The sequence below is a fragment of the Pseudonocardia sp. HH130629-09 genome (assembly GCF_001294645.1).
Classification (GTDB): domain Bacteria; phylum Actinomycetota; class Actinomycetes; order Mycobacteriales; family Pseudonocardiaceae; genus Pseudonocardia.
On the sequence record NZ_CP011868.1, the window covers coordinates 2256110 to 2276202 of the forward strand.

The window sequence follows — 20093 nt, forward strand, 5'->3', positions numbered from 1 at the left end:
GTGTGGACGTGGCGGTGACGCCCGCGAAGCCGCAGAGTGACCACATGGTGCCGACCGGCTGAGGCCCGGATCACCGGTTCGACGCACCGTCGCGGTCACCCGTCACGGGTACCGTGGTGAGACGGAACACGGAGGGAGGCTGCCGTGAACCACCCCTACGACGACGGTCCCGGCAACCAGGGTTTCCAGTCTGACCGCGACCTCAGCCCCGCTGAGGCCGCCGAGCACATCCGTCACCTCGAGCACGAGGTCTCCACACTGCGTCAACGGCTGACCGAGACGCCCCGGCACGCCCGAGTGCTGGAACAGCGTCTCGCCGAGACCACGAGCCGGCTGTCCGCGCTCAACGCTCGGAACGAGAAGCTGACCGAGACCCTCAAGGAGGCCCGCGGCCAGCTGGTCGCGCTCCGCGAGGAGGTCGACCGGCTCGCGCAGCCGCCGTCCGGCTACGGGGTCTTCCTCGGCCGGTACGACGACGACACGGTCGACGTCTTCACCTCTGGCCGCCGGATGCGGGTTCCCGTGTCCCCGGCGGTCGAGGGCGAGACGCTGCGCAGCGGCCAGTCCGTCCGCCTCAACGAAGCGCTCACCGTGGTCGAGGCCATGGGCTTCGAGCAGGTCGGTGACCTCTACTCGCTGCGGGAGATCATCTCCCGTCCGGGGGAGGACGGGTCGGCCGGTCGCGGTCTGGTCGTCGGCCACTCCGACGAGGAGCGCGTCGTCTGGCTGGCGGCGCCGCTGTTCGAGCTTGGGCAGGAGGAGGGCACCAGCCCGCTCAAGTCCGGTGACTCGGTCATGGTCGACTCACGGGCGGGCTACGCCTACGAACGGGTCGCCAAGGCCGAGGTCGAGGACCTCGTGCTGGAGGAGGTCCCGGACATCGCCTACTCCGACATCGGTGGCCTGACCCGGCAGATCGAGCAGATCCAGGACGCGGTCGAGCTGCCGTTCCTGCACACCGAGCTCTTCACCCAGTACGAGCTGCGTCCGCCCAAGGGCGTGCTGCTCTACGGGCCGCCCGGCTGCGGGAAGACGCTCATCGCGAAGGCCGTCGCGAACTCGCTGGCGAAGAAGATCGCCAAGCAGCGGGGCGACGACCCGGACGAGGGCCGCGCGTTCTTCCTCAACATCAAGGGCCCCGAGCTGCTCAACAAGTTCGTCGGCGAGACCGAGCGGCACATCCGGCTGATCTTCCAGCGCGCGCGGGAGAAGGCGAGCGCCGGCACCCCGGTGATCGTGTTCTTCGACGAGATGGACTCGATCTTCCGGACCCGTGGGTCGGGTGTGTCCTCCGACGTGGAGACGACGATCGTCCCCCAGCTCCTCGCCGAGATCGACGGCGTCGAGGGCCTGGAGAACGTCATCGTCATCGGCGCCTCGAACCGTGAGGACATGATCGACCCGGCCATCCTGCGCCCGGGTCGGCTCGACGTGAAGATCAAGATCGAGCGTCCGGACGCCGAGGGCGCGATCGACATCTTCTCGAAGTACATCACCGACACCCTGCCCATCCACGAGGACGACCTGGCCGAGTTCGGCGGGGACCGGAGCGCCTGCACCTCCGCGATGATCCAGCGGATCGTCGAGCGGATGTACGACGAGTCCGAGGAGAACCGGTTCTTGGAGGTCACCTACGCCAACGGTGACAAGGAGACGCTCTACTTCAAGGACTTCAACTCCGGCGCGATGATCCAGAACATCGTCGACCGTGGGAAGAAGTCCGCGATCAAGGCGGTGCTCGAGTCCGGCCAGCCTGGCCTGCGGGTCCAGCACCTGCTGGACGCGATCGTCGACGAGTTCGCCGAGAACGAGGACCTCCCGAACACGACCAACCCCGACGACTGGGCGCGGATCTCGGGCAAGAAGGGGGAGCGGATCGTCTACATCCGCACCCTGGTCACCGGCAAGAACGACGCAACCGGCCGCGCGATCGACACCGCGTCGAACACCGGCCAGTACCTGTAGGCACGCTCTGCTCGCACGGGCCCCGCCGCATCCCGCGGCGGGGCCCGTCGTGCGTCCGGCGGCGGTGACCCCGGAGGAGTGAGGGCAGGACGAAACGGGCATCCTGTGCAGGGAGCCGTGCACGTCCGTGTCGCGGCCCGCACCACGGAGGACCACACATGGCCGGCATCATCGGGCGGATCACCGCATTCCTGAAGAGCCCGCAGGGACGTCGTTACACCGACCAGGCCAAGCGGATGGCGAGTGATCCGCGCAACCGGCAGAAGGCGCAGGACATGCTGCGGCGCTTCCGCGGCAAGCGCTGATCCCTGTCCGATCCGTTCACGACGCCGGGCCGCCCGCGGCCTAGCGTCGTGGGCATGGACACCTCGATCGGCGCCGAGCTCGACATGATCGGCATCGTGGTCACCGACATGACCCGTTCGCTGGCCTTCTACCGCCTGCTGGGGCTGGAGTTCCCCGAGGGCTCCGACACCGGGACGCACGTGGAGACCACCCTGCGCGGCGGCCTGCGGCTGGCCCTGGACCTGCAGTCGGCGGTGGAGGGCTTCCACCCGGGGGCCGCGCCGGTCGGCAACGGCCGTGTCGCGCTGGCGTTCCGGTTGCCCAGCACCGCTGCCGTAGATGAGGCCTGGGGCCGGGTCACGGCGGCCGGGCACACCTCGGTGCTGGACCCGTTCGACGCCCCGTGGGGCCAGCGCTACGCGACCGTCGCCGACCCCGACGGGTCGTCGCTGGACCTGTTCGCCTGGGCCTGACCGACCCGGGCGAGCAGGTCACTATGAGCCGGGCGGCAGGGGAGCTCCAGTGCGAGCAGCCGCGACGAGAGCGACTTGCCGTGCGTGTCGAGCTGGGTCGACACGGTGACCCCGCCGCCGTGGATCCCGGTGCAGACGAACTGCAGACAGCTCACCCGGGGCAGCTCGTAGCGGGTGACCTCGCCGCCGACCCAGCGGTTCAGGCCCGTCCGGACCAGCTGCGGGGTGAGCACGGCGACGAGCAGCGGGTAGGTCGCGTCATCGTGCGGGACCACCGTCAGCGTCGCCACCGTTCCCTTGTCGCCCGCGCGACAATGCGCGATCTCATGCAGCAGCACGGCCGGCCTCCAGGACGGTGACCCGTGGGACGACGGCCGCACGGGGGACGAGGGTGGACAGCACGCCGACGACCTCGTCGAGCCGGGTGCGCACGCCGCCCCCGCCCGCGGGGCCGTTGGTGTAGAGCGCCTCGACCTCGTGGGCGAGGACGTCGAGCAGGCCCGGGTCGCGGTGCAGCGCCGCGACCCGCAGCCGGGCGTCGGTGTCGCCGCCACGGACCTCGATCCGGGGGGCGACGGCGAGCCCGCGGACCCGCTCGGCGACGACGTCGGCGGCCAGCCGGGCCCGGGAGGCGGCGTTCGGGCCCACGTAGGAGATCCCGGCCTCGACGCGGTGCCCGGCCCGGAAGCCGACGCTGACCTTCAGCTCGTCCGGGCGGGCGCGGCCGGTGGCGCCGGAGACGCGGACCCGGTCCGTGCCGTCGTGGTCCACGGAGACACCACGCAGGTCCAGGACGACGTCGGGGGTGCGGTACCCGGTGGGGTCGGTCACCTCGTAGAGCAGCTGCTCGCGCACCGTGTGCCGGTCGAGGCGGCCGCCGGTGCCGTCGAGCTTGCCGTAGCGGGCACTCCCGTCCGCGGCGACGTCGGCGAACGGGAACCCGAGCTCGGCCAGCCGGGGAACGTCGAGGTGCCCGGGGTCGGCGGCGTACCCGCCGGTCAGCTGACCGGCGCACTCCAGCAGGTGGCCCACCAGGGTGCCCGCGGCGGCCCGGTCCGGGCGGTCGAGGTCCCAGCCGAGCCGGTGCGCCAGCGGCGCGAGGAACAGCGACGGGTCCGCCACCCGCCCGGTGACGACCACCGCGGCCCCGGTGTCCAGCGCGGGCGCGATCGCGTCGGCGCCGAGATAGGCGTTGGCCGACACCAGCTCCCCGTGCTCGCCCAGCGGCACACCGTCCTCGGCCGCGGGTGCCGCCGGGTCGACCACGTCGAGCACGTCGTCGCCGGTCACGACGGCCACCGGGGCCACCGACCCGAGACCGTCGAGGTGCTCGCGGACGATGCGACCGGCCGCGGGAGGGTTCGCCGCGCCCATGTTGGTGAGCAGCCGGACCCCACCCGCCAGCAGGTCCGGCAACAGCGCCCTCAGCCGCTGTGCGAGCCGTGGGTCGTACCCGGTGGCCGGGTCGGCGAGACGCCGGAGGTGGCCGAGCGCGATGGTGCGCTCGGCCAGGCACTCCAGGACGAGGTCGTCCAGCCCGCCGCGGCGGACCAGGTCGACGGCAGGCTCGATCCGGTCGCCGGCGAAGCCGGCACCGCTGCCGATCCGGGTGGTCGTCCGGGGCATCGGGTCTCCTCAGAGGCTCAGGGCGCCGGTGAGCAGCGCGACGACGGTCATGACGGCGGTGGTGCCCAACGCCCACCCGAACACGAACCGCTGGTGGCGGCCCAGCTCGACGGCGGTGAGCCCCAGCAGGATGAAGGTGGAGGCGGTGAGCGGGCTGAGCGGGAACCCGGTGGTCATCTGGCCCAGGATCGCGGCCCGGGCGACCTCCGCGGGGTCGCCGCCCAGTGCCACCGAGGTCTCCGCCAGCACCGGCAGGACACCGAAGTAGTAGGCGTCCGGGGTGAACACCAGGCTGAGCGGCATCGAGGTCAGCGCCACCGCCACCGGCAGCGCTCCGCCCGCGCCGTCGGGGACGAGCCCGACCAGCGACTGCGCCATCGCGGTGATCATCCCGGTGCCGCCGAGGACACCGGTGAACACACCCGCCGCGAAGATCATCGCGGTCACCAGCACGACGTTGTGGCCGTGCTTCTCGAACAGCGCGCGCTGGCCGTCCCAGGTGGGCCGGTTGACCAGTAGCGCGACGACGAAGGCGCAGAGGAACACCACCGGCAGGTCGGCCAGCTGCAGGAGCAGGACCACCACGAGGGCCAGGGTCAGCACGACGTTGACCACGAACCTGACCCGGTCGGCCCGCGACCGCACGGCGGGCGTTCCGGCGGCCCCGGGCGCGTCGGTGGGCTCGGGCAGCTCGACGACGCCGAGCCGGGCACGCTCGCGGCGGCCGACGACCCAGGCCGCGAACAGCACCCAGACGATGCCGGCGGCCATGGCGGGCAGCAGCGGCACGAACACGTCGGAGGCGGTGAGGTCGAGGGCGGCCATCGCCCGTGCCGTCGGGCCACCCCAGGGGATCATGTTCATCACCCCGGCGCCGAGGCACACCAGCGCCGCCAGGACGATCCGCCGCATGCCGAGCCGGTCGTAGAGCGGCAGCATGGCGCTCACCATGATCAGGAAGGTGGAGGCACCGTCGCCGTCGAGGGCGACGAGCACGGTCAGCGCGGCCGTACCGACGCAGATCTTCAGCGGGTCCCCACCCGCCCACCGGACCACCCGGCGGATCGCCGGGTCGAACAGGCCGGTGTCGAGCATCAGGCTGAAGTACAGGATCGCGAAGGTGATCATGATGGCGACCGGCGCGACGGTCTCCAGGCCGGTCGCGACGTACTCGCCCAGCCCGCCGCCCAGCCCGGCGACGACGGCGGCGACCGCGGGCACGACGGTCAGCGCCAGGAGCACCGACACCCGCCCGGACAGCACGGCCGCCAGGAACACGGCGATGGTCAGGAATCCGATCGCGGCGAGCATCGTCGACCTCCTCGTCGGCGGGGCGGACCGGCGTCGGCCCGGGGGAACGGTGTGCGCTCGCACCTATGATCGTCAAAGACCGAATCCGGATGGACTGATGCGGTGGGCACATGGATCTGACGTTGCAGCAGCTCAGGGCCGTCGTCGCGGTACACGAGGCGGGTGGGTTCACCGCGGCCTCGGCCGTGCTGCGGACCGCGCAGCCGTCGTTGAGCCGCACGGTCGCCGACGTGGAGCGGCTCCTCGGGGCGCGGCTGTTCGAGCGGACCACCCGGCGGCTGGAACCGACGCCGGTCGGGGAGACCGTCGTGGCGGCTGCCCGCCGGGCGCTGGACGGTGTCGCGACCGAGCTGCGCCATGTCGAACACGTCCTGGACGGGCGGGCGGGCACCGTGCGGATCGCGACGCTGCCCTCGCTGGCCGCGATCCTGCTCCCCGGGGTGGTGTGGGCGTTCCGGCGGGAGCGGCCGGGTGTGCGCCCGGAGATCTCCGACGCCCTGGCCGACGAGGTGACCGCACGGGTGCGCTCGGGGCGTGCCGACCTCGCCGTCACCGTGGTGCACGGCCGTGTCCCCGACGACCTCGTGGTCACCCCGGTGGCCGCCGACCGGTTCTGCGCCCTGGTGCCTCCCACCCATCCGCTCGCCGGGCGCAGCACGCTGCGCTGGGCCGAGCTCGACGGCGTCGAGTTCGTCGACTTCGACTCCTCCACGAGCATCCGCCAGCACGTGGACCGCGCCCTGGACGAGTCGGGATGCCGGCCCGGCCGTGGCCTCGCGGCCCGCAACATCGCCGCGGTGGCGGGTCTCGTCGCCGCCGGCCTCGGTGCGACGGCGGTCCCCGGGCTGGTCGTGCCGCTCACCGGTTTCGCCGGCCTGGCCGCGGTCCCGCTGACCGACCCGGTCGTGCGACGGCGGATCGCGCTGGTCCTGCCGCGGGGACGGCAGCCGGTCCCGGCCGCCGCCGCCTTCGCCGGGCTGCTCACCGGCTCCGCACGGCGTCCGTCGCTGCCGGCGCACGCCCGGTGGGCGCCACCGGACGGGGCATCCGGCACCGGCGACGGGAGCTAGCGGACGTCAGCGGCGGCGGGGACGGCCCGCAGCGAGCCCGGCGACACCCCGGCCAGGGCGCGGACCTCGCGGGACAGGTGGGGCTGGTCGGCGTAGCCGGTGCGGGCGGCGACCTCGGCCGGGGCGACGCCGTCGTACAGCAGGGCCGCTGCGGCCCGGAAACGCAGCACCCGCCGCGCGACGGCCGGTCCGTAGCCGAGGGTGGCGACGCAGCGCCGGTGCAGCGTGCGGGCGGTGACGCCGAGCCGGTCGGCCAGCTCGGCGGCGGGCACACCCCCGGCCAGGGCGCGCAGCGCGGCGTGGGGCAGCGGAGCGGGCGTCCGGTGGTCCACGGCGGCCATGCGCAGGGCGAGTGCCAGCCGGGCGAGCCACACGAGACCGCCGCTGCCCGTGTCGCCGGGGTCGCCGGTCCCGGGGACGGCGGGTCGGAGCAGCCGGCGCCGTCCGGGGTCGAGCACCTCGGGGAGGGGGACGCGGCGGTCGCGCAGCACGTCCGCCGGGACGCCCAGCAGCGCCGGGAGGGCGCCGGGACGGAACCGCAGGCCGGTGGTCACCCCGCCCGCGGGCGAGGCGGCGAGGTGCGCGGTGGTGTCCGGTCCGGCGACGACGAGGTCACCACCGGACAGGAGGAGGTCCATGCAGCCGTCGGGCAGCACCCGCTGGGTGTGCGGATCGGCACCCGAGCGCGCCTGCCAGGCCACCTCGACGACGGCGCGCAGCGGTCCGGTCGGGGGCGTCTCGGCGTAGCTGCGCACGGCGGCAGCCTACGGACGCGGCACGGCCCCGGTGCCGGCGTCGCCGGTCCGGGGCCGTGGCCGCGTGAGTGGAGCTCAGGAGGCGCGCAGGACCGCCTCGATCTCCAGCTCGACGCTGACCTTGTCGCCGACCACGACGCCGCCGCCGTCCATCGGCGTCTCGATGTCGACGCCGAACTCCGAGCGCTTGATGGTGGTGGTCGCGGTGAAGCCGGCGCGGGTGCCGCCGTAGGCGTCCGGGCCGAAGCCGTTGACCTCGAGGGCGAACTCGACGGGGCGGGTGACGCCCTTGATCGTCAGGTCGCCGGCGAGGACGTAGTCGTCGCCGCCCTTCGCGACGAGGCCGGTGGAGCGGAAGGTCCACTCCGGGTACTTCTCCACGTCGAAGAAGTCGGCGGAGCGGATGTGGCCGTCGCGCTGCTCCTGGCCGGTCGTGATCGAGGTGGCGTCCACGGTCGCGGTCACGCTGGAGTCCTGGAAGCGCTCAGCGGTGACGAGCTCCCCGGTCACGCCGGTGAAGCGGCCCCGGACCTTGCTGACCATCATGTGACGGACGGAGAAGGAGACGTCGGAGTGCGCAGCGTCGATGTCCCAGGTGCCGACGACGTAGCCGGGGATGGCGGTGGCGGTGGTCATGATCTCTCCCGGAGAACTAGTTGAACTCTCACTTGTTGAGAGCGATGCTAGAACTAACGGATCGCACGTCAAGATGTTTCGGAGGGTGCTGTGGGTCACACACGCTGGCTCGACGACGAGGAGCAGCGCACCTGGCGCGCCTTCCTGGCCGCGCAGCGGCTGGTCTCGGAGAAGGTCGAGCGACGGCTGCAGTCCGGGGCCGGGATGCCCCAGGCCTACTACGAGATCTTGGTCCGGCTGTCCGAGGCGCCGGAGCGGACCCTGCGGATGAGCGTCCTCGCGGACTCCGCGCTGTCCTCGCGCAGCCGGGTGTCGCACGCGGTGGCCCGGATGGAGGAGGCGGGCTGGATCGAACGGCGGTCGTGCCCCACCGACCGGCGTGGCCAGCTGGCCAACCTGACCGACCGCGGCTTCGAGGTCCTGGCCGGCGCCGCACCGGACCACGTCGAGAGCGTCCGCGAGGCGGTGTTCGACGGCCTGACCCCTGCTCAGCAGGCCGGGTTGCGCGAGGCCTGCGAGGCCGTCGTCGCCCACCTGTCCGGTGGCGGGGAGTGGCCGGTGACCCGGGACTCGGGACCGGACGGCCCGAGCCCGGCTCAGGCGTCCTAGGCTGGGCACATGCCTCATTTCGACGTCGTCGTACTCGGAGCCGGACCCGGTGGATACGTGGCGGCCATCCGTGCCGCCCAGCTCGGCCGCAGTGTGGCGGTGATCGAGGAGAAGTACTGGGGCGGTGTCTGTCTCAACGTGGGCTGCATCCCGTCCAAGGCGCTGCTGCGCAACGCCGAGATCGCCCACATCGTCACCAGGGAGCAGAAGACCTTCGGCCTGTCCGGTGAGGTGTCGCTCGACTTCGGCGCCGCCTTCGACCGCAGCCGTTCGGTCGCGGACGGGCGCGTCAAGGGCGTGCACTTCCTGATGAAGAAGAACAAGATCACCGAGTTCGACGGGTTCGGCCGGTTCACCAAGCCGGGGGAGATCGAGGTCGAGCTGTCGAAGGGCGGCAACGAGACCGTCACCTACGACGACGTGATCATCGCGGCGGGCTCCACGGTCAAGCTGCTGCCGGGCACCGAGCTGTCCGAGCGGGTCGTCACCTACGAGGAGCAGATCCTCACCCGTGAGCTGCCGGAGAGCGTGATCATCGCCGGCGCCGGTGCGATCGGCGTCGAGTTCGCGTTCGTGCTGACCAACTACGGCGTCGACGTCACCATCGTGGAGTACCTGGACCGGCTGCTCCCGCTCGAGGACGCGGACGTGTCCAAGGAGCTGGCCAAGGCGTACAAGAAGCTCGGCGTCACGGTGCGGACCTCCACCAAGGTCGAGTCCATCAACGACGACGGCAAGGGCGTCACCGTCTCGGTCTCCTCCGCCAAGGGCAGCGAGGAGCTGCGCGCGGACAAGGTCGTGCAGGCCATCGGCTTCGCGCCCCGGGTCGACGGCTACGGCCTGGACAAGCTCGGCGTGAACCTCACCGAGCGCGGCGCGATCGAGATCGACGACTACATGCGCACCAGCGTGGAGCACGTCTACGCGATCGGTGACGTCACCGCGAAGCTCATGCTGGCCCACGTCGCCGAGGCGCAGGGCATCGTCGCCGCCGAGACCCTGGCGGGCGCCGAGACCCAGGAGCTGAACTACAAGATGATGCCGCGCGCGACCTTCTGCAACCCGCAGGTCGCGTCGTTCGGCTACACCGAGGCCGAGGCCCGGCAGCTGGCCGACGAGAAGGGCTGGAAGGTCAACACCGCAACCTTCCCGTTCACCGCGAACGGCAAGGCGCACGGCCTGGCCGAGCCGGCAGGCTTCGTGAAGCTGATCGCCGACGACACCTACGGCGAGCTGCTCGGCGGGCACATCATCGGCGCCGAGGCGACCGAGCTGCTGCCCGAGCTGACCCTGGCCCAGAAGTGGGACCTGACCGTCCACGAGATGGCGCGCAACGTGCATGCGCACCCGACCCTGTCGGAGTGCCTGCAGGAGGCGATCCACGGCCTGGCCGGCCACATGATCAACTTCTGACGACGGCCGCGACGGGCCCGCATCCCCACCCCGGGGTGCGGGCCCGTCGGCGTACCGGGGGTCAGGACCTGCGGGCGTCCGGCTCGCGCCGGGCGGTGTGCTCGCGACGCGTGGTCGAGCTCGCGGCGACGCGCTGCTCGTGCCGCTCGGCGGCGAGTGCCGCCTCCACCGCGGCCTGCACGGCGGCGGTGTTGACATCGGGATCGATCAGCCTGGCGGCGGCGAGGGATCGGGCCGAGACCGAGATGCTGACCATGGTGGCTCCTGGAACTGTCGCGTGGTGGGTGTGGTGGTCCGTCGGGGAGGCCTCACGCTGGGCCCTTCCCGGAGTGGCGTCGCGCGACCCGCTCGGCATGGACCGATTCAGGTACCGGTGTGGGTGACATATGTTACCCACTGGTAAACGCGCTGGCCCGAGGACTTTAACGGACGAGATCTGCCAGGAGGAGGCGGGTGACGTAGAGGCCGTCGGGGACCCAGGGCCGGTCCGGGGTGCCGACCCGGGCCACCAGCTCGGCGAGGGTCCACCAGCCGCCCTCGGCCACCTCCGAGGGCTGGTGGGTCACCGGGCCGTCGGAGAAGGCGCGGTAGACGTGCACGTGGGCCCGCAGCCCGTCCGGGCCGGTGCCGGGCCCGGTGTCGACGCCCAGCGCGGCGGCGTCGAAGGGGACCACGGCGAGCTTCTCCAGCGGCACACCGGTGACGCCGAGCTCCTCGCCCAGCTCGCGGGCGGCGCCGGCGTCGGGCGTCTCGCCCTCGTCGAGGACCCCGCCGGCCAGGCAGTCCCACATCCCGGCCATGACCAGCTTGGTGTCGGTGCGCCGGTGCACGTAGGCCCGCGTGCCGTCGGCGGAGCGGAGCAGGACCGCGGTCGTCGCGTGCCACAGCGAGCGCGCGTAGACCTCGCCGCGCTCGGCGACGCCGGTGGGCGTGCCCTCGGCGTCGAAGACGGTCAGGCGCTCACGTGCGGGATCGGTCACGCCACGATGATCCCGCCGGGCCGCGGTGCACCCCGGACCGGGGCGCCGACGGTTAGTCTCGTGCAATGCACTCTCGCGCAGGGGGCCGGTCGTGACGGCCCGCCGGATCATGGGCACCGAGGTGGAGTACGGCATCGCCGTGCCGGGTGACCCCACCGCGAACCCCGTCGTCACCTCGACGCAGGTGGTGCTCGCCTACGCCGCCGCGGCGGACGTGCCCCGCAACCGTCGGGCGCGCTGGGACTACGAGGTCGAGTCGCCGCTGCGCGACGCCCGCGGGTTCGACCTGTCGGCGCCGTCGCTGGCGCCGCAGCTCGACACCGACCTCGACGACCTCGGTGCGGCGAACGTCATCCTCACCAACGGTGCGCGGTTCTACGTCGACCACGCCCACCCGGAGTACTCCACGCCCGAGGTGCTGTCCCCGCGCGATGTCGTGACCTGGGACAAGGCCGGCGAGCGGATCATGCTGGAGGCGGCGAACCGTGCGGCCACCGTGCCGGGCGCGCCGCGGATGCAGCTGTACAAGAACAACGTCGACGGCAAGGGCGCCAGCTACGGCTCCCACGAGAACTACCTGATGGCCCGCTCGACGACGTTCCCGTCGATCGTCACCGGGCTGACCCCGTTCTTCGTGACCCGCCAGGTCGTCTGCGGCGCCGGCCGGGTCGGCCTGGGCGAGCAGGGCGACGAGGCCGGCTACCAGATCGCCCAGCGCTCGGACTACGTCGAGGTCGAGGTCGGCCTGGAGACCACGCTCAAGCGCGGCATCATCAACACCCGCGACGAGCCGCACGCCGACGCCGACAAGTACCGCCGCCTGCACGTCATCATCGGCGACGCGAACCTGTCCGAGGTCGCGACGCTGCTCAAGGTCGGCACCGCCGCCCTGGTCCTCGACATGATCGAGAAGGGGCGCTCGTTCGAGGACCTGCGCCTGGCCGAGCCGGTGAAGTCGGTCTCGCGGATCAGCCACGACCCGACGCTGCAGCGGACCGTCCCGCTGGCCGACGGCCGTCACCTCACCGCACTGCAGGTCCAGCAGGAGTACCTGGCCCGCGCGGTCGAGCACCTGGAACAGACGGTCTCCCCGCGCCGCGAGGAGTGGGACCCCGACACCCGCGAGGTCGTCGAGGAGTGGGAGTCGGTGCTGGTCGACCTGGAGCGCGACCCGATGCTGACCGCCGACCGGCTCGACTGGACGGCCAAGCTCAAGCTGCTCGAGGCCTACCGCGAGCGCGACGGCCTGACCTGGGCGTCGGGCCGGCTCGGGATGGTCGACCTGCAGTACTCCGACGTCCGGCTGGCGAAGGGCCTCTACAACCGGCTGGTCACCCGAGGGTCGATGCGCCGGCTGGTCACCGAGGAGCAGGTCGCCGCGGCGATGACCGAGCCGCCCGAGGACACCCGGGCCTACTTCCGCGGCACCTGCATGGGCCGGTTCCCGGTCGAGGTCGCCGCCGCGTCGTGGGACTCGGTGATCTTCGACCTGGGGCGCGAGTCCCTGGTGCGGATCCCGACGCTGGAGCCGCTGCGCGGAACCCGCAAGCACGTGGGGGAGCTGTTCGAGGCGGTGTCGACGGCCGAGGAGCTGGTCGACAAGCTCACCGCCTCCTGAGCCGTCCCGCCGGGAAGCGGATCACACGCCGCTGCGCAACAGGCGATTTTGTCGCCCCCGGTAGGTAGGGTGAGCAGGCAGGCAATTCTCTGCGAGGAGATCTGCAAGGAGGAGCGTCATGTCCCAGGAGCAGACCAAGCGCCAGGGTGGCGGCGACGGAGACGACGAGTCCGGCGAGAACGCGTCCGGATCCGGCCAGGAGCGCCGCGAGAAGCTCGGTGAGGACGTCGACACCATCCTCGACGAGATCGACGACGTGCTGGAGGAGAACGCGGAGGACTTCGTGCGGTCCTACGTGCAGAAGGGCGGTGAGTGAGCTCCACGGGGCCATTCACCGTGCCGCACCCCGGCACCAGCAGTACCGTCCCGGCCGGGTCCGCACCTGCGGGCCCGGCCGTGCCGGAAGGGCCGCCGACCCCCGCCGAGGTGGGGGGCGGGACCCCCGGCGCACGCAGTTCGAACGAAAGGCACGTCCGAGAGATGGAGTTCCGGCCGTCGGTCACCTCCGGGCTGGTGCCCGGGCACCACACGGGTCAGCTCGGCACCTTCCTGACCGGGTCGCAGTCGTTCTCCGACTTCGTCGGCGGCGCGGCCCCGCACCTGCTCCCCGGCGCGGGCCTGGACCGGACAGCCGGTCCCGGCACCTCCGCCGACGCCCTGGGCGTCCCGCACGGCACCACGATCGTCGCGCTGCTGTTCTCCGGCGGCGTCGTGATCGCCGGTGACCGGCGCGCGACCGCGGGCAACGTGATCGCCCAGCGCGACATCGAGAAGGTGTTCGTCACCGACACCCACTCCGCGGTCGGCATCGCCGGCTCCGCGGGGATCGCGCTGGAGATGGTCCGGCTGTTCTCGGTGGACCTCGAGCACTACGAGAAGCTCGAGGGCGTCCCGCTCTCGCTGGACGGCAAGGCCAACAAGCTCGCCGGGATGGTCCGCCAGAACCTGGGCGCGGCGATGCAGGGCTTCGTCGTCGTCCCGCTGTTCGCGGGCTACGACACCGACGCCGCCGACCCGGCCCAGGCCGGCCGGATCGTCACCTTCGACCCCACCGGCGGGCGGTACGACGAGAACCTCGGCTTCCACGCCGTGGGATCGGGCTCGGTGTTCGCCAAGTCCTCGCTGAAGAAGCTGCACGACCCGACCGCGGACCTCGACGGCGCGGTGCGCACCGCGATCGAGGCACTCTACGACGCCGCGGACGACGACACCGCCACCGGCGGGCCGGACACGGTGCGGCGCATCTACCCGGTGGTCGTCGGCATCACCGCCGAGGGCTCCGTGCGCCGCGACGAGGCCGAGATCGCCGCCGTCGTCGACCAGGTGATCGCCGGGCGCCGGGAGCGCCCGGGCGGCCCGTCCCGCTGACCCCCTCCCCGCACGAAGCACGAGCCTGGAGCGCCTCCCCATGACGATGCCGTTCTACTCCTCCGTCGACCAGCTGCTGCGCGACCGTTCCGAGCTGGCCCGTAAGGGCATCTCGCGCGGCCGCAGCGTGGTCGTGCTGACCTACGCCGGTGGCGTGCTGTTCGTCGCGGAGAACCGGTCGACGGCCCTGCACAAGGTCTCCGAGATCTACGACAAGATCGGCTTCGCCGCGGTCGGCCGGTACAACGAGTTCGAGAACCTGCGCACCGGCGGGATCCGGATGGCCGACTTCCGCGGGTTCACCTACGACCGGCGCGACGTGACCGGCCGGATGCTGGCCAACGCCTACGCCCAGGCGCTGGGCACCGCGTTCGTCGAGCAGCAGAAGCCGTTCGAGGTGGAGCTGTGCGTCGCCGAGGTGGGCGTCGAGGCCTCCGGGGACCAGCTGTACCGGATCACCTACGACGGCTCGATCACCGACGAGCCGCGGTTCGTCGTCATGGGCGGGCAGACCGAGCCGATCTCGCAGAAGCTCTCCGAGACCTACGCGCACGGCCTGGAGCTGGGCGCGGCGATCGAGGTCGCGCTCGGCGGGCTGCAGGTGCCCGGGGCGGACCCGGCGTCGGCCGGCAACGGCGCGAACGCGCAGCCGCGGGTCCTGGGCGCCGAGGCGCTCGAGGTCGCGGTGCTCGACCGGACCCGCCCGCGGCGGACCTTCCGTCGTCTCGAGGGGGCGGCGCTGGCGGACCTGCTGCCGGCCGCGAACCGCGGCACCGAGGAACCGGAGCCCGACGTGGCGGGCGGGGACGACAGCCCGGCCGCCGGTGGGGCGCTGGGTGGGGACGGGGCGTCCTGACCCGCTTCTCCGCGACCACCGCGTCCGAGGCCGTCGTCACGGCCTCGCGTGACGACGTCTGGCGCGTCCTGACCGACCCCGCTGTGCTGCCGACGTTGACGCCGCTGCTCAACCGGATCGAGGCCGACTCCGCGCGGGACGCGGCCGTCGACGGCTACGAGCTGTGGCGCTGGCACATGGTGCGGATCGCGGTGCTCGGGGTGGGCATCAAGCCGGTCTTCACCGAGCGGATGACCTTCGTCGAGGGCAAGCGGATCGAGTTCACCCATGCACCGCCCGCCGGGGCCACCGAGTGGGCGGGCGCGGAGGGCTACTACGCGTTGAGCGACGCCGAGCCGGAACCGGACGGCACGCCCGCGACACATCTGGAGATCTCGCTGACCGTCGACGTCGACATGCCGCTGTCGCGGCTCGCCGCGCCGGTGGTGACCCGCACGATGAAGGCGACGATGGACGTGACCGGGGACCGGTTCGGAGCGAACCTGCTGCGTCGTCTGGGGGCGCGGGAGCGCTAGTCCCGTCCGGGTCGACCGGCGCCACGTCGAACACAGTCAGCGCCATGGACCGTGCCGGGCGCCTCACCCCCCCGGCTGTGCGCAGCTCGACGTCGACCCGGCACGACAGTGCTGCCTGCGCGGCCTGGACCTCGAGGTGAGTCCGCGTACGAGCCGGACACCGAGACCGATCGGCCCCGCCCGCACTACGCTCGTCGCATGGACACCGCTCGCACCGTGACCGCCGCAGTGGTGAAGGACGGCGAGTGGTACGTCGCCCGCTGCCTGGAGATCGAGGTCGCCAGCCAGGGCGAGACGGTCGACGAGGCGCTGGCCAACCTCCGTGAGGCCCCGGAGCCGTACTTCGAGGACGACGAGGTGCCCGCCAGCTTCGAGCACCCCCCGGTGACGCCCATCGAGATCCGCATCCCTGCGTGAGCCCGGCTCTGCCCCAGATCTCCGGCAAGCAGGTCGTGCAGGTCATGTCCAGCTGTGGGAGCCGCCCACAGTTCAGGGCGGGCCGTGATCGTGGATCGCGCCCTCACCGGTGAACGGCAACGTGAGGTGCGCGGTGTCGCCGACGAGGGTCACGCCGGAACGCTCACCGGCTGCCGGTCGCCCGTGGCATGATTGAGCCATCAACCAACTGGGGGACCGGATGAGCGAGATCGTCTTCGGCATGGACACCTTCGGCGACGTCCCGGTGGGCGACGACGGCACGCTGCTGTCGCACCCGCAGGCCATCCGCCAGGTCGTCGACGAGGTGGTGCTGGCCGACGGGGTGGGCGTCGACGTCGTCGCGCTGGGGGAGCACCACCGCCCCGAGTACGCGATCTCCACCCCGGAGACGGTGCTCGCCGGCATCGCGACCCGGACGTCCCGGATCCGGCTGTCCTCCGGCGTCACCGTCCTCAGCTCGGACGACCCGGTGCGGGTGTACCAGCGCTTCGCCACGCTCGACGCGCTGTCCGACGGCCGCGCCGAGGTGATCGTCGGCCGCGGATCGTTCACCGAGTCCTTCCCGCTGTTCGGCTACTCCATGAACGACTACGAGCGGCTGTTCGAGGAGAAGCTCGAGCTGTTCGTGCAGCTCCTCGACGAGAAGCCGGTGATCTGGCCGGGTGGGACCCGCGCCGCGATCGACGGCATCGAGGTCTTCCCGACCACCGGCCGCCGGCTGCCCGTGTGGGTCGGCGTCGGCGGCTCGCCGGAGTCGGTGGTGCGCACCGCCCGCCACGACCTCGGCCTGATGCTGGCCATCATCGGCGGCCCCGCCGGACGGTTCGCGCCCTACGTCGACCTCTACCACCGCGCCGTCGAGCAGTTCGGGCACGCGGCGAAGCCGGTGGGCATGCACTCACCGGGCTTCGTCGCCGACACCGACGCCGAGGCGAAGGAGATCTTCTTCGCCCCGTACAAGGCGCAGATGGACCGGATCGGCGCCCAGCGCGGCTGGCCCCCGCTGGACCGCGCCCGGTTCGAGGCCGAGGTCGCCAACGGGGCGCTGCACGTCGGGTCCCCGGAGACGGTGGCCCGCCGCATCGCCGACTCGGTGCGCTCGCTGGGCGCCCAGCGCTTCGACCTGATCTACACCGTCGGCCCGCAGCCGATCTCGGCCCGCCTCCGTGCAGTCGAGCTGTACGGCACCCGCGTGATCCCGATGGTCCGCGACATGCTCGCCTGAGCGGATCCACACCCGCTCCCGGGCAGCCACACCCAGTGCGACGGGTGTGGCTGGCGGACAGGGGGTGTGGCTGCGGGCCGGGGCGGTCAGGCGGGGATGATGCGGGCTGCGGCGGCGCGCAGGCCGTCGACCAGGGCGCGCAGCGCGGGCAGGTCGGCGTCGGACCCGCGGGTGGCCAGCACCAGGGAGCGGCCCGCCGCGGGCCGGCAGGGGAGCAGCCGGACGCCGTCGTCGGCGGTGACCGGGACCGGGCCGGTGCCGCCGGGGACGGCCGACCCCGCCACCGCCATGCCCGGGACCAGCGCGATCGCGAGCCGCGCGCGGACCAGCGCCAGCTGGGTGGCGAAGTCGCCGACCCGGTAGCGGATGTCCGGCTCGAACCCGACACCGCGCAGCAGCTGCAGCAGCGCCGCGTAGGGCTCGGTGCCGACCGGGCCGGAGGTCCACACCCGTTCGGCCAGGGTGCGCAGCGGCACCGGGTCGGGCCCGGTGAGCGGGTCGTCGGCCGGGACGGCGAGCATCGCGGGCTCGGTGGCCAGTGCGGTCACCCGGATCCCGGCGGGCAGCCGGGTCGGGGCCTGCGTCCAGCTCTCCATGAGCACCGCGTCCAGGTCGCGGGACTGCAGGGCGGGCAGCAGGTCGACGACCTCGCCGTCGTCGACGGTGGGGACCAGCCGGGGGTGTGCGGCGGCCAGCCCGTCGATGACCTCGGGCAGCAGCGTGCGCAGCGCGCTCGCGACCGAGCCGATCCGCAGCGGTCCGGCGGCGTCGTCGTGCAGGGCGGCGAGGTCGCGTTCGGCACCGGCGACGGTCGCCGCCGCGGCGGCCGCGTGCCCGGCCAGCACGTGCCCGGCGGCGGTGAGCCGGATGCCGCGCCCGTCCGGTTCGACGAGCCGGGTGCCGGTCTCGCGTTCGAGCTTGCGCAGCTGCTGGGTCACCGCCGGCCCGGTGATGTGCAGTGCGGCCGCGGCGGCGCCGACCGAGCCGTGCTCGGCGACGGCGTCGAACACGCGCAGCCTGTCCCAGGAGATCACACAGCAAAGCTTAGCGGTATCGGGTAGGAATAATCACTGGATCTTCGCGGTGCGGAGAGGGATCGTGGATCACGTGAACGCACGCACCGCCCCCGACCCGCACTCCGCCCTGCTCCTGCTCGCCGGCGCCTCCGTCCTGGCCTGGACCGGCATCCTCGTCGCGATGGCGGGTACCGACCCGGCGACGGCGTCGTTCTGGCGGTGCGTGCTCGCCCTGGTCGTTCTGGGTCCGTGGGCACTGGCCGAGTACCGGCGGGTGGGTGGGCTCCCGCTCGCGACGGTCGGCACCTCGCTGCTGTCCGGGGTGTTCCTGGGTGCGGACTTCCTGCTCTGGACCCACGCGGTGCTCGACGCGGGCGCCGGGATCGCGAACGTCGTGCTCAACATCCAGGTGCTGGCGCTGCCGCTGATCGCCTGGGTCGTCGCGGGCGAGCGGATCCCGCGCAGGCTGGTGTACGCCGCGCCGCTGCTGCTGGGCGGCATCGCCCTGGCCGGCGGGGTGCTCGGCGCCGGTGTCGGGGGGCCGGAACCGGTGCGTGGCGCGGTGCTCGGCACCCTCGCCGGGATCGCCTACGCCGGCTTCCTGCACCTGAACCGCTCGGTGTCGCGGCGCCGTCCGCGCCACCTGGTGACCCCGGTCGCGCTGGCGACCGTCGGGGCCGGGCTGACCTGCGGGCTCGTCGGCGTCGCCGGGGGCGGGATCGCGGTCGCACTGCCCGCGACGACATGGGCCTGGCTGATCGTGCTGGCCCTGACCGGGCAGGTCGTGTCCTGGGTGCTGATCGGGCGCGGCTCGGCCGGGCTGGCGCCGGGCACCGCGGGCGCGCTGCTGCTGGTGCACCCGGTGTTGTCGGTGGTGCTCGGCATGCTGGTGCTCGGGGAGACCCTCACCGGCTGGCAGGCCGCGGGCTGCGCGCTGGTCGTCGCCACCGTCGCCGCACTGGTCGGCCCGACCGGGACCGCGGGGCGGCTGCGCCGGATGGTGGACCGGCACGAGCGGGCCTGGGCCACGCTCACCCCGCGCGTCTGACCACCCGTCGGGCGCGCCACTCACAGGTCGATGCGCTCGGCCCCGGTGTAGACGTTGCCGGTGTCGCCGCGCAGGAACCCGACCAGGGTCATCCCCGACTCCTCGGCCAGCTCCACCGCCAGCGACGACGGCGCCGACACGGCCGCGAGCATCGGCACCCCGGCCATCACGGCCTTCTGCACGAGCTCGAACGACGCCCGCCCGGACACCATCAGCACGGTGCCCGCGGCGGGCACCCGGCCGTCCATCACCATCCGGCCCAGCACCTTGTCCACCGCGTTGTGCCGGCCCACGTCCTCGCGGGCGGCGAGCAGGCCGCCGCCGGCGTCGAACAGGGCGGCGGCGTGCAGCCCACCGGTGGAGCCGAAGACCTTCTGGTGCTCGCGCAGCCGGTCGGGCAGCTCCAGCAGCAGCTCCCGGCCGATCCGCAGCGGGTCCGCGGCCGGGGAGTGGCGGGTCTTGAGCTTCACCGCGTCCAGCGACGCCTTCCCGCACACCCCACACGACGAGGTCGTGTAGAAGTTGCGCTCCACCGACACGTCCGGCGGGGCGACGCCCTCGGCCAGGTCGACGTCGAGCACGTTGTAGGTGTTGCGGCCCTGCTCGTCGACGGAGTTGCAGTAGCGGGCCCCGGCCAGGTCCAGCCCGGAGCCGATCACACCTTCGGTCAGCAGGAAGCCGTGCGCGAGCTCCACGTCGTGGCCGGGGGTGCGCATCGTGACCGTCAGCGCCTTCCCCCCGACGCGCAGCTCCAGCGGTTCCTCGGCGACGAGGGTGTCCGGCCGCGAGCGGGTGCTGCCGTCCGCGTTCAAGTGCAGCACCGGGCGCCGCACGGTGAGCCGTCCCATTCCGCCCCCTCCTGCTGTCGACCTCCCACAGTAGGAGC

Annotated in this window: 23 protein-coding genes; 14 read left to right on the top strand and 9 right to left on the bottom strand. The window is 72.8% G+C overall.

What is annotated here, in order from left to right; translation table 11 throughout:
* Window positions 1-144: 144 nt before the first annotated feature.
* The 3 genes from arc to XF36_RS10365 all read left to right on the top strand — a co-directional run bounded on the left by arc (window position 145) and on the right by XF36_RS10365 (window position 2723).
* Window positions 145-1965, top strand: coding sequence for a proteasome ATPase (arc, locus tag XF36_RS10360; RefSeq protein ID WP_060711836.1), 1821 nt, complete (start codon window positions 145-147; stop codon window positions 1963-1965).
* Between the two features lie 158 nt (window positions 1966-2123).
* Window positions 2124-2270, top strand: a complete 147-nt coding sequence (locus tag XF36_RS32305; RefSeq protein WP_020624749.1) for a hypothetical protein — start codon at window positions 2124-2126, stop codon at window positions 2268-2270.
* A 54-nt stretch (window positions 2271-2324) separates the two neighbouring features.
* Complete coding sequence (locus XF36_RS10365; protein ID WP_060711837.1) at window positions 2325-2723, top strand: VOC family protein; 399 nt, start codon at window positions 2325-2327, stop codon at window positions 2721-2723.
* Here XF36_RS10365 and XF36_RS10370 read toward each other — a convergent pair.
* From XF36_RS10370 to XF36_RS10380, 3 genes are read right to left on the bottom strand one after another with little or no spacing between them, the layout of a single operon-like run.
* A complete protein-coding gene (locus XF36_RS10370; protein WP_060711838.1) occupies window positions 2666-3061 on the bottom strand; it encodes an AtuA-related protein in 396 nt (131 codons plus the stop codon). The genes XF36_RS10365 and XF36_RS10370 overlap by 58 nt on opposite strands.
* Window positions 3048-4349, bottom strand: coding sequence for an acyclic terpene utilization AtuA family protein (locus tag XF36_RS10375; RefSeq protein ID WP_060711839.1), 1302 nt, complete (start codon window positions 4347-4349; stop codon window positions 3048-3050). Before XF36_RS10375 ends, XF36_RS10370 begins: the two co-directional genes overlap by 14 nt.
* Before the next feature lie 9 nt (window positions 4350-4358).
* Complete coding sequence (locus XF36_RS10380; protein ID WP_060711840.1) at window positions 4359-5660, bottom strand: CitMHS family transporter; 1302 nt, start codon at window positions 5658-5660, stop codon at window positions 4359-4361.
* Window positions 5661-5770: 110 nt separating this feature from the next.
* Between XF36_RS10380 and XF36_RS10385 the strand changes: the two genes are divergently transcribed.
* Complete coding sequence (locus XF36_RS10385; protein WP_060711841.1) at window positions 5771-6730, top strand: LysR family transcriptional regulator; 960 nt, start codon at window positions 5771-5773, stop codon at window positions 6728-6730.
* On the opposite strand, the gene XF36_RS10390 is transcribed toward XF36_RS10385, so the two are convergent.
* Both XF36_RS10390 and XF36_RS10395 read right to left on the bottom strand, forming a co-directional pair.
* The gene (locus XF36_RS10390) at window positions 6727-7485 is read right to left on the bottom strand and encodes an AraC family transcriptional regulator (RefSeq protein WP_202968504.1); all 759 of its coding nucleotides are present in this window, start codon (window positions 7483-7485) and stop codon (window positions 6727-6729) included. The genes XF36_RS10385 and XF36_RS10390 overlap by 4 nt on opposite strands.
* 75 nt (window positions 7486-7560) lie before the next feature.
* A complete protein-coding gene (locus XF36_RS10395) occupies window positions 7561-8121 on the bottom strand; it encodes a YceI family protein (RefSeq protein ID WP_060711842.1) in 561 nt (186 codons plus the stop codon).
* Window positions 8122-8211: 90 nt separating this feature from the next.
* Between XF36_RS10395 and XF36_RS10400 the strand changes: the two genes are divergently transcribed.
* Window positions 8212-8730 carry a MarR family winged helix-turn-helix transcriptional regulator gene (locus XF36_RS10400; RefSeq protein WP_060711843.1) on the top strand — a complete coding sequence of 173 codons (519 nt, stop codon included), beginning with the start codon at window positions 8212-8214 and terminating at the stop codon, window positions 8728-8730.
* 9 nt (window positions 8731-8739) lie between these two features.
* Window positions 8740-10143, top strand: coding sequence for a dihydrolipoyl dehydrogenase (gene lpdA / locus XF36_RS10405; protein WP_060711844.1), 1404 nt, complete (start codon window positions 8740-8742; stop codon window positions 10141-10143).
* Window positions 10144-10204: 61 nt separating this feature from the next.
* Here the strand turns inward: lpdA and XF36_RS10410 are convergent, their stop codons facing one another.
* Both XF36_RS10410 and XF36_RS10415 read right to left on the bottom strand, forming a co-directional pair.
* Complete coding sequence (locus XF36_RS10410; protein ID WP_020626584.1) at window positions 10205-10399, bottom strand: hypothetical protein; 195 nt, start codon at window positions 10397-10399, stop codon at window positions 10205-10207.
* 166 nt (window positions 10400-10565) lie between these two features.
* Window positions 10566-11123: an NUDIX hydrolase gene (locus XF36_RS10415; protein WP_060711845.1), complete on the bottom strand. Its 558-nt coding sequence runs from the start codon at window positions 11121-11123 to the stop codon at window positions 10566-10568.
* A gap of 109 nt (window positions 11124-11232) precedes the next feature.
* Between XF36_RS10415 and dop the strand changes: the two genes are divergently transcribed.
* From dop to XF36_RS10450, 7 genes are all read left to right on the top strand, one after another.
* Entirely contained in the window at window positions 11233-12741 is a 1509-nt protein-coding gene (dop, locus tag XF36_RS10420; protein ID WP_060714578.1) for a depupylase/deamidase Dop, read from the top strand.
* 118 nt (window positions 12742-12859) lie between these two features.
* Window positions 12860-13057, top strand: a complete 198-nt coding sequence (locus XF36_RS10425; RefSeq protein ID WP_020626587.1) for a ubiquitin-like protein Pup — start codon at window positions 12860-12862, stop codon at window positions 13055-13057.
* Between the two features lie 164 nt (window positions 13058-13221).
* Complete coding sequence (gene prcB / locus XF36_RS10430; RefSeq protein WP_082375317.1) at window positions 13222-14109, top strand: proteasome subunit beta; 888 nt, start codon at window positions 13222-13224, stop codon at window positions 14107-14109.
* A gap of 40 nt (window positions 14110-14149) precedes the next feature.
* The gene (gene prcA, locus XF36_RS10435) at window positions 14150-14965 is read left to right on the top strand and encodes a proteasome subunit alpha (protein WP_060711846.1); all 816 of its coding nucleotides are present in this window, start codon (window positions 14150-14152) and stop codon (window positions 14963-14965) included.
* Between the two features lie 83 nt (window positions 14966-15048).
* Window positions 15049-15480, top strand: coding sequence for a hypothetical protein (locus tag XF36_RS10440; protein WP_060711847.1), 432 nt, complete (start codon window positions 15049-15051; stop codon window positions 15478-15480).
* Window positions 15481-15678: 198 nt separating this feature from the next.
* Window positions 15679-15897 carry a type II toxin-antitoxin system HicB family antitoxin gene (locus tag XF36_RS10445; protein WP_060711848.1) on the top strand — a complete coding sequence of 73 codons (219 nt, stop codon included), beginning with the start codon at window positions 15679-15681 and terminating at the stop codon, window positions 15895-15897.
* Window positions 15898-16117: 220 nt separating this feature from the next.
* The gene (locus tag XF36_RS10450) at window positions 16118-17143 is read left to right on the top strand and encodes an LLM class flavin-dependent oxidoreductase (RefSeq protein WP_060711849.1); all 1026 of its coding nucleotides are present in this window, start codon (window positions 16118-16120) and stop codon (window positions 17141-17143) included.
* 86 nt (window positions 17144-17229) lie between these two features.
* Here the strand turns inward: XF36_RS10450 and XF36_RS10455 are convergent, their stop codons facing one another.
* Window positions 17230-18177 (bottom strand): LysR family transcriptional regulator, encoded by a 948-nt coding sequence (locus XF36_RS10455; protein WP_060711850.1) that lies wholly within the window; start codon window positions 18175-18177, stop codon window positions 17230-17232.
* A 73-nt stretch (window positions 18178-18250) separates the two neighbouring features.
* On the opposite strand from XF36_RS10455, the gene XF36_RS10460 reads away from it, so the two are divergent.
* Window positions 18251-19207, top strand: a complete 957-nt coding sequence (locus XF36_RS10460; protein WP_060711851.1) for a DMT family transporter — start codon at window positions 18251-18253, stop codon at window positions 19205-19207.
* A gap of 20 nt (window positions 19208-19227) precedes the next feature.
* Here XF36_RS10460 and fdhD read toward each other — a convergent pair whose 3' ends face one another.
* Window positions 19228-20055, bottom strand: a complete 828-nt coding sequence (gene fdhD / locus XF36_RS10465; RefSeq protein ID WP_060711852.1) for a formate dehydrogenase accessory sulfurtransferase FdhD — start codon at window positions 20053-20055, stop codon at window positions 19228-19230.
* Between the last annotated feature and the right edge of the window lie 38 nt (window positions 20056-20093).

What these genes read in the sequence shown, in the direction of transcription:
- XF36_RS32305 (WP_020624749.1), top strand. Translation starts at nt 2,124, where the DNA reads ATGGCCGGCATCATCGGGCGGATCACCGCATTCCTGAAGAGCCCGCAG.
- XF36_RS10365 (WP_060711837.1), top strand. Translation starts at nt 2,325, where the DNA reads ATGGACACCTCGATCGGCGCCGAGCTCGACATGATCGGCATCGTGGTC.
- XF36_RS10375 (WP_060711839.1), bottom strand. Translation starts at nt 4,349, where the DNA reads ATGCCCCGGACGACCACCCGGATCGGCAGCGGTGCCGGCTTCGCCGGC.
- XF36_RS10380 (WP_060711840.1), bottom strand. Translation starts at nt 5,660, where the DNA reads ATGCTCGCCGCGATCGGATTCCTGACCATCGCCGTGTTCCTGGCGGCC.
- XF36_RS10385 (WP_060711841.1), top strand. Translation starts at nt 5,771, where the DNA reads ATGGATCTGACGTTGCAGCAGCTCAGGGCCGTCGTCGCGGTACACGAG.
- XF36_RS10395 (WP_060711842.1), bottom strand. Translation starts at nt 8,121, where the DNA reads ATGACCACCGCCACCGCCATCCCCGGCTACGTCGTCGGCACCTGGGAC.
- lpdA (WP_060711844.1), top strand. Translation starts at nt 8,740, where the DNA reads ATGCCTCATTTCGACGTCGTCGTACTCGGAGCCGGACCCGGTGGATAC.
- XF36_RS10410 (WP_020626584.1), bottom strand. Translation starts at nt 10,399, where the DNA reads ATGGTCAGCATCTCGGTCTCGGCCCGATCCCTCGCCGCCGCCAGGCTG.
- dop (WP_060714578.1), top strand. Translation starts at nt 11,233, where the DNA reads ATGGGCACCGAGGTGGAGTACGGCATCGCCGTGCCGGGTGACCCCACC.
- XF36_RS10425 (WP_020626587.1), top strand. Translation starts at nt 12,860, where the DNA reads ATGTCCCAGGAGCAGACCAAGCGCCAGGGTGGCGGCGACGGAGACGAC.
- prcB (WP_082375317.1), top strand. Translation starts at nt 13,222, where the DNA reads ATGGAGTTCCGGCCGTCGGTCACCTCCGGGCTGGTGCCCGGGCACCAC.
- prcA (WP_060711846.1), top strand. Translation starts at nt 14,150, where the DNA reads ATGACGATGCCGTTCTACTCCTCCGTCGACCAGCTGCTGCGCGACCGT.
- XF36_RS10445 (WP_060711848.1), top strand. Translation starts at nt 15,679, where the DNA reads ATGGACACCGCTCGCACCGTGACCGCCGCAGTGGTGAAGGACGGCGAG.
- XF36_RS10450 (WP_060711849.1), top strand. Translation starts at nt 16,118, where the DNA reads ATGAGCGAGATCGTCTTCGGCATGGACACCTTCGGCGACGTCCCGGTG.
- fdhD (WP_060711852.1), bottom strand. Translation starts at nt 20,055, where the DNA reads ATGGGACGGCTCACCGTGCGGCGCCCGGTGCTGCACTTGAACGCGGAC.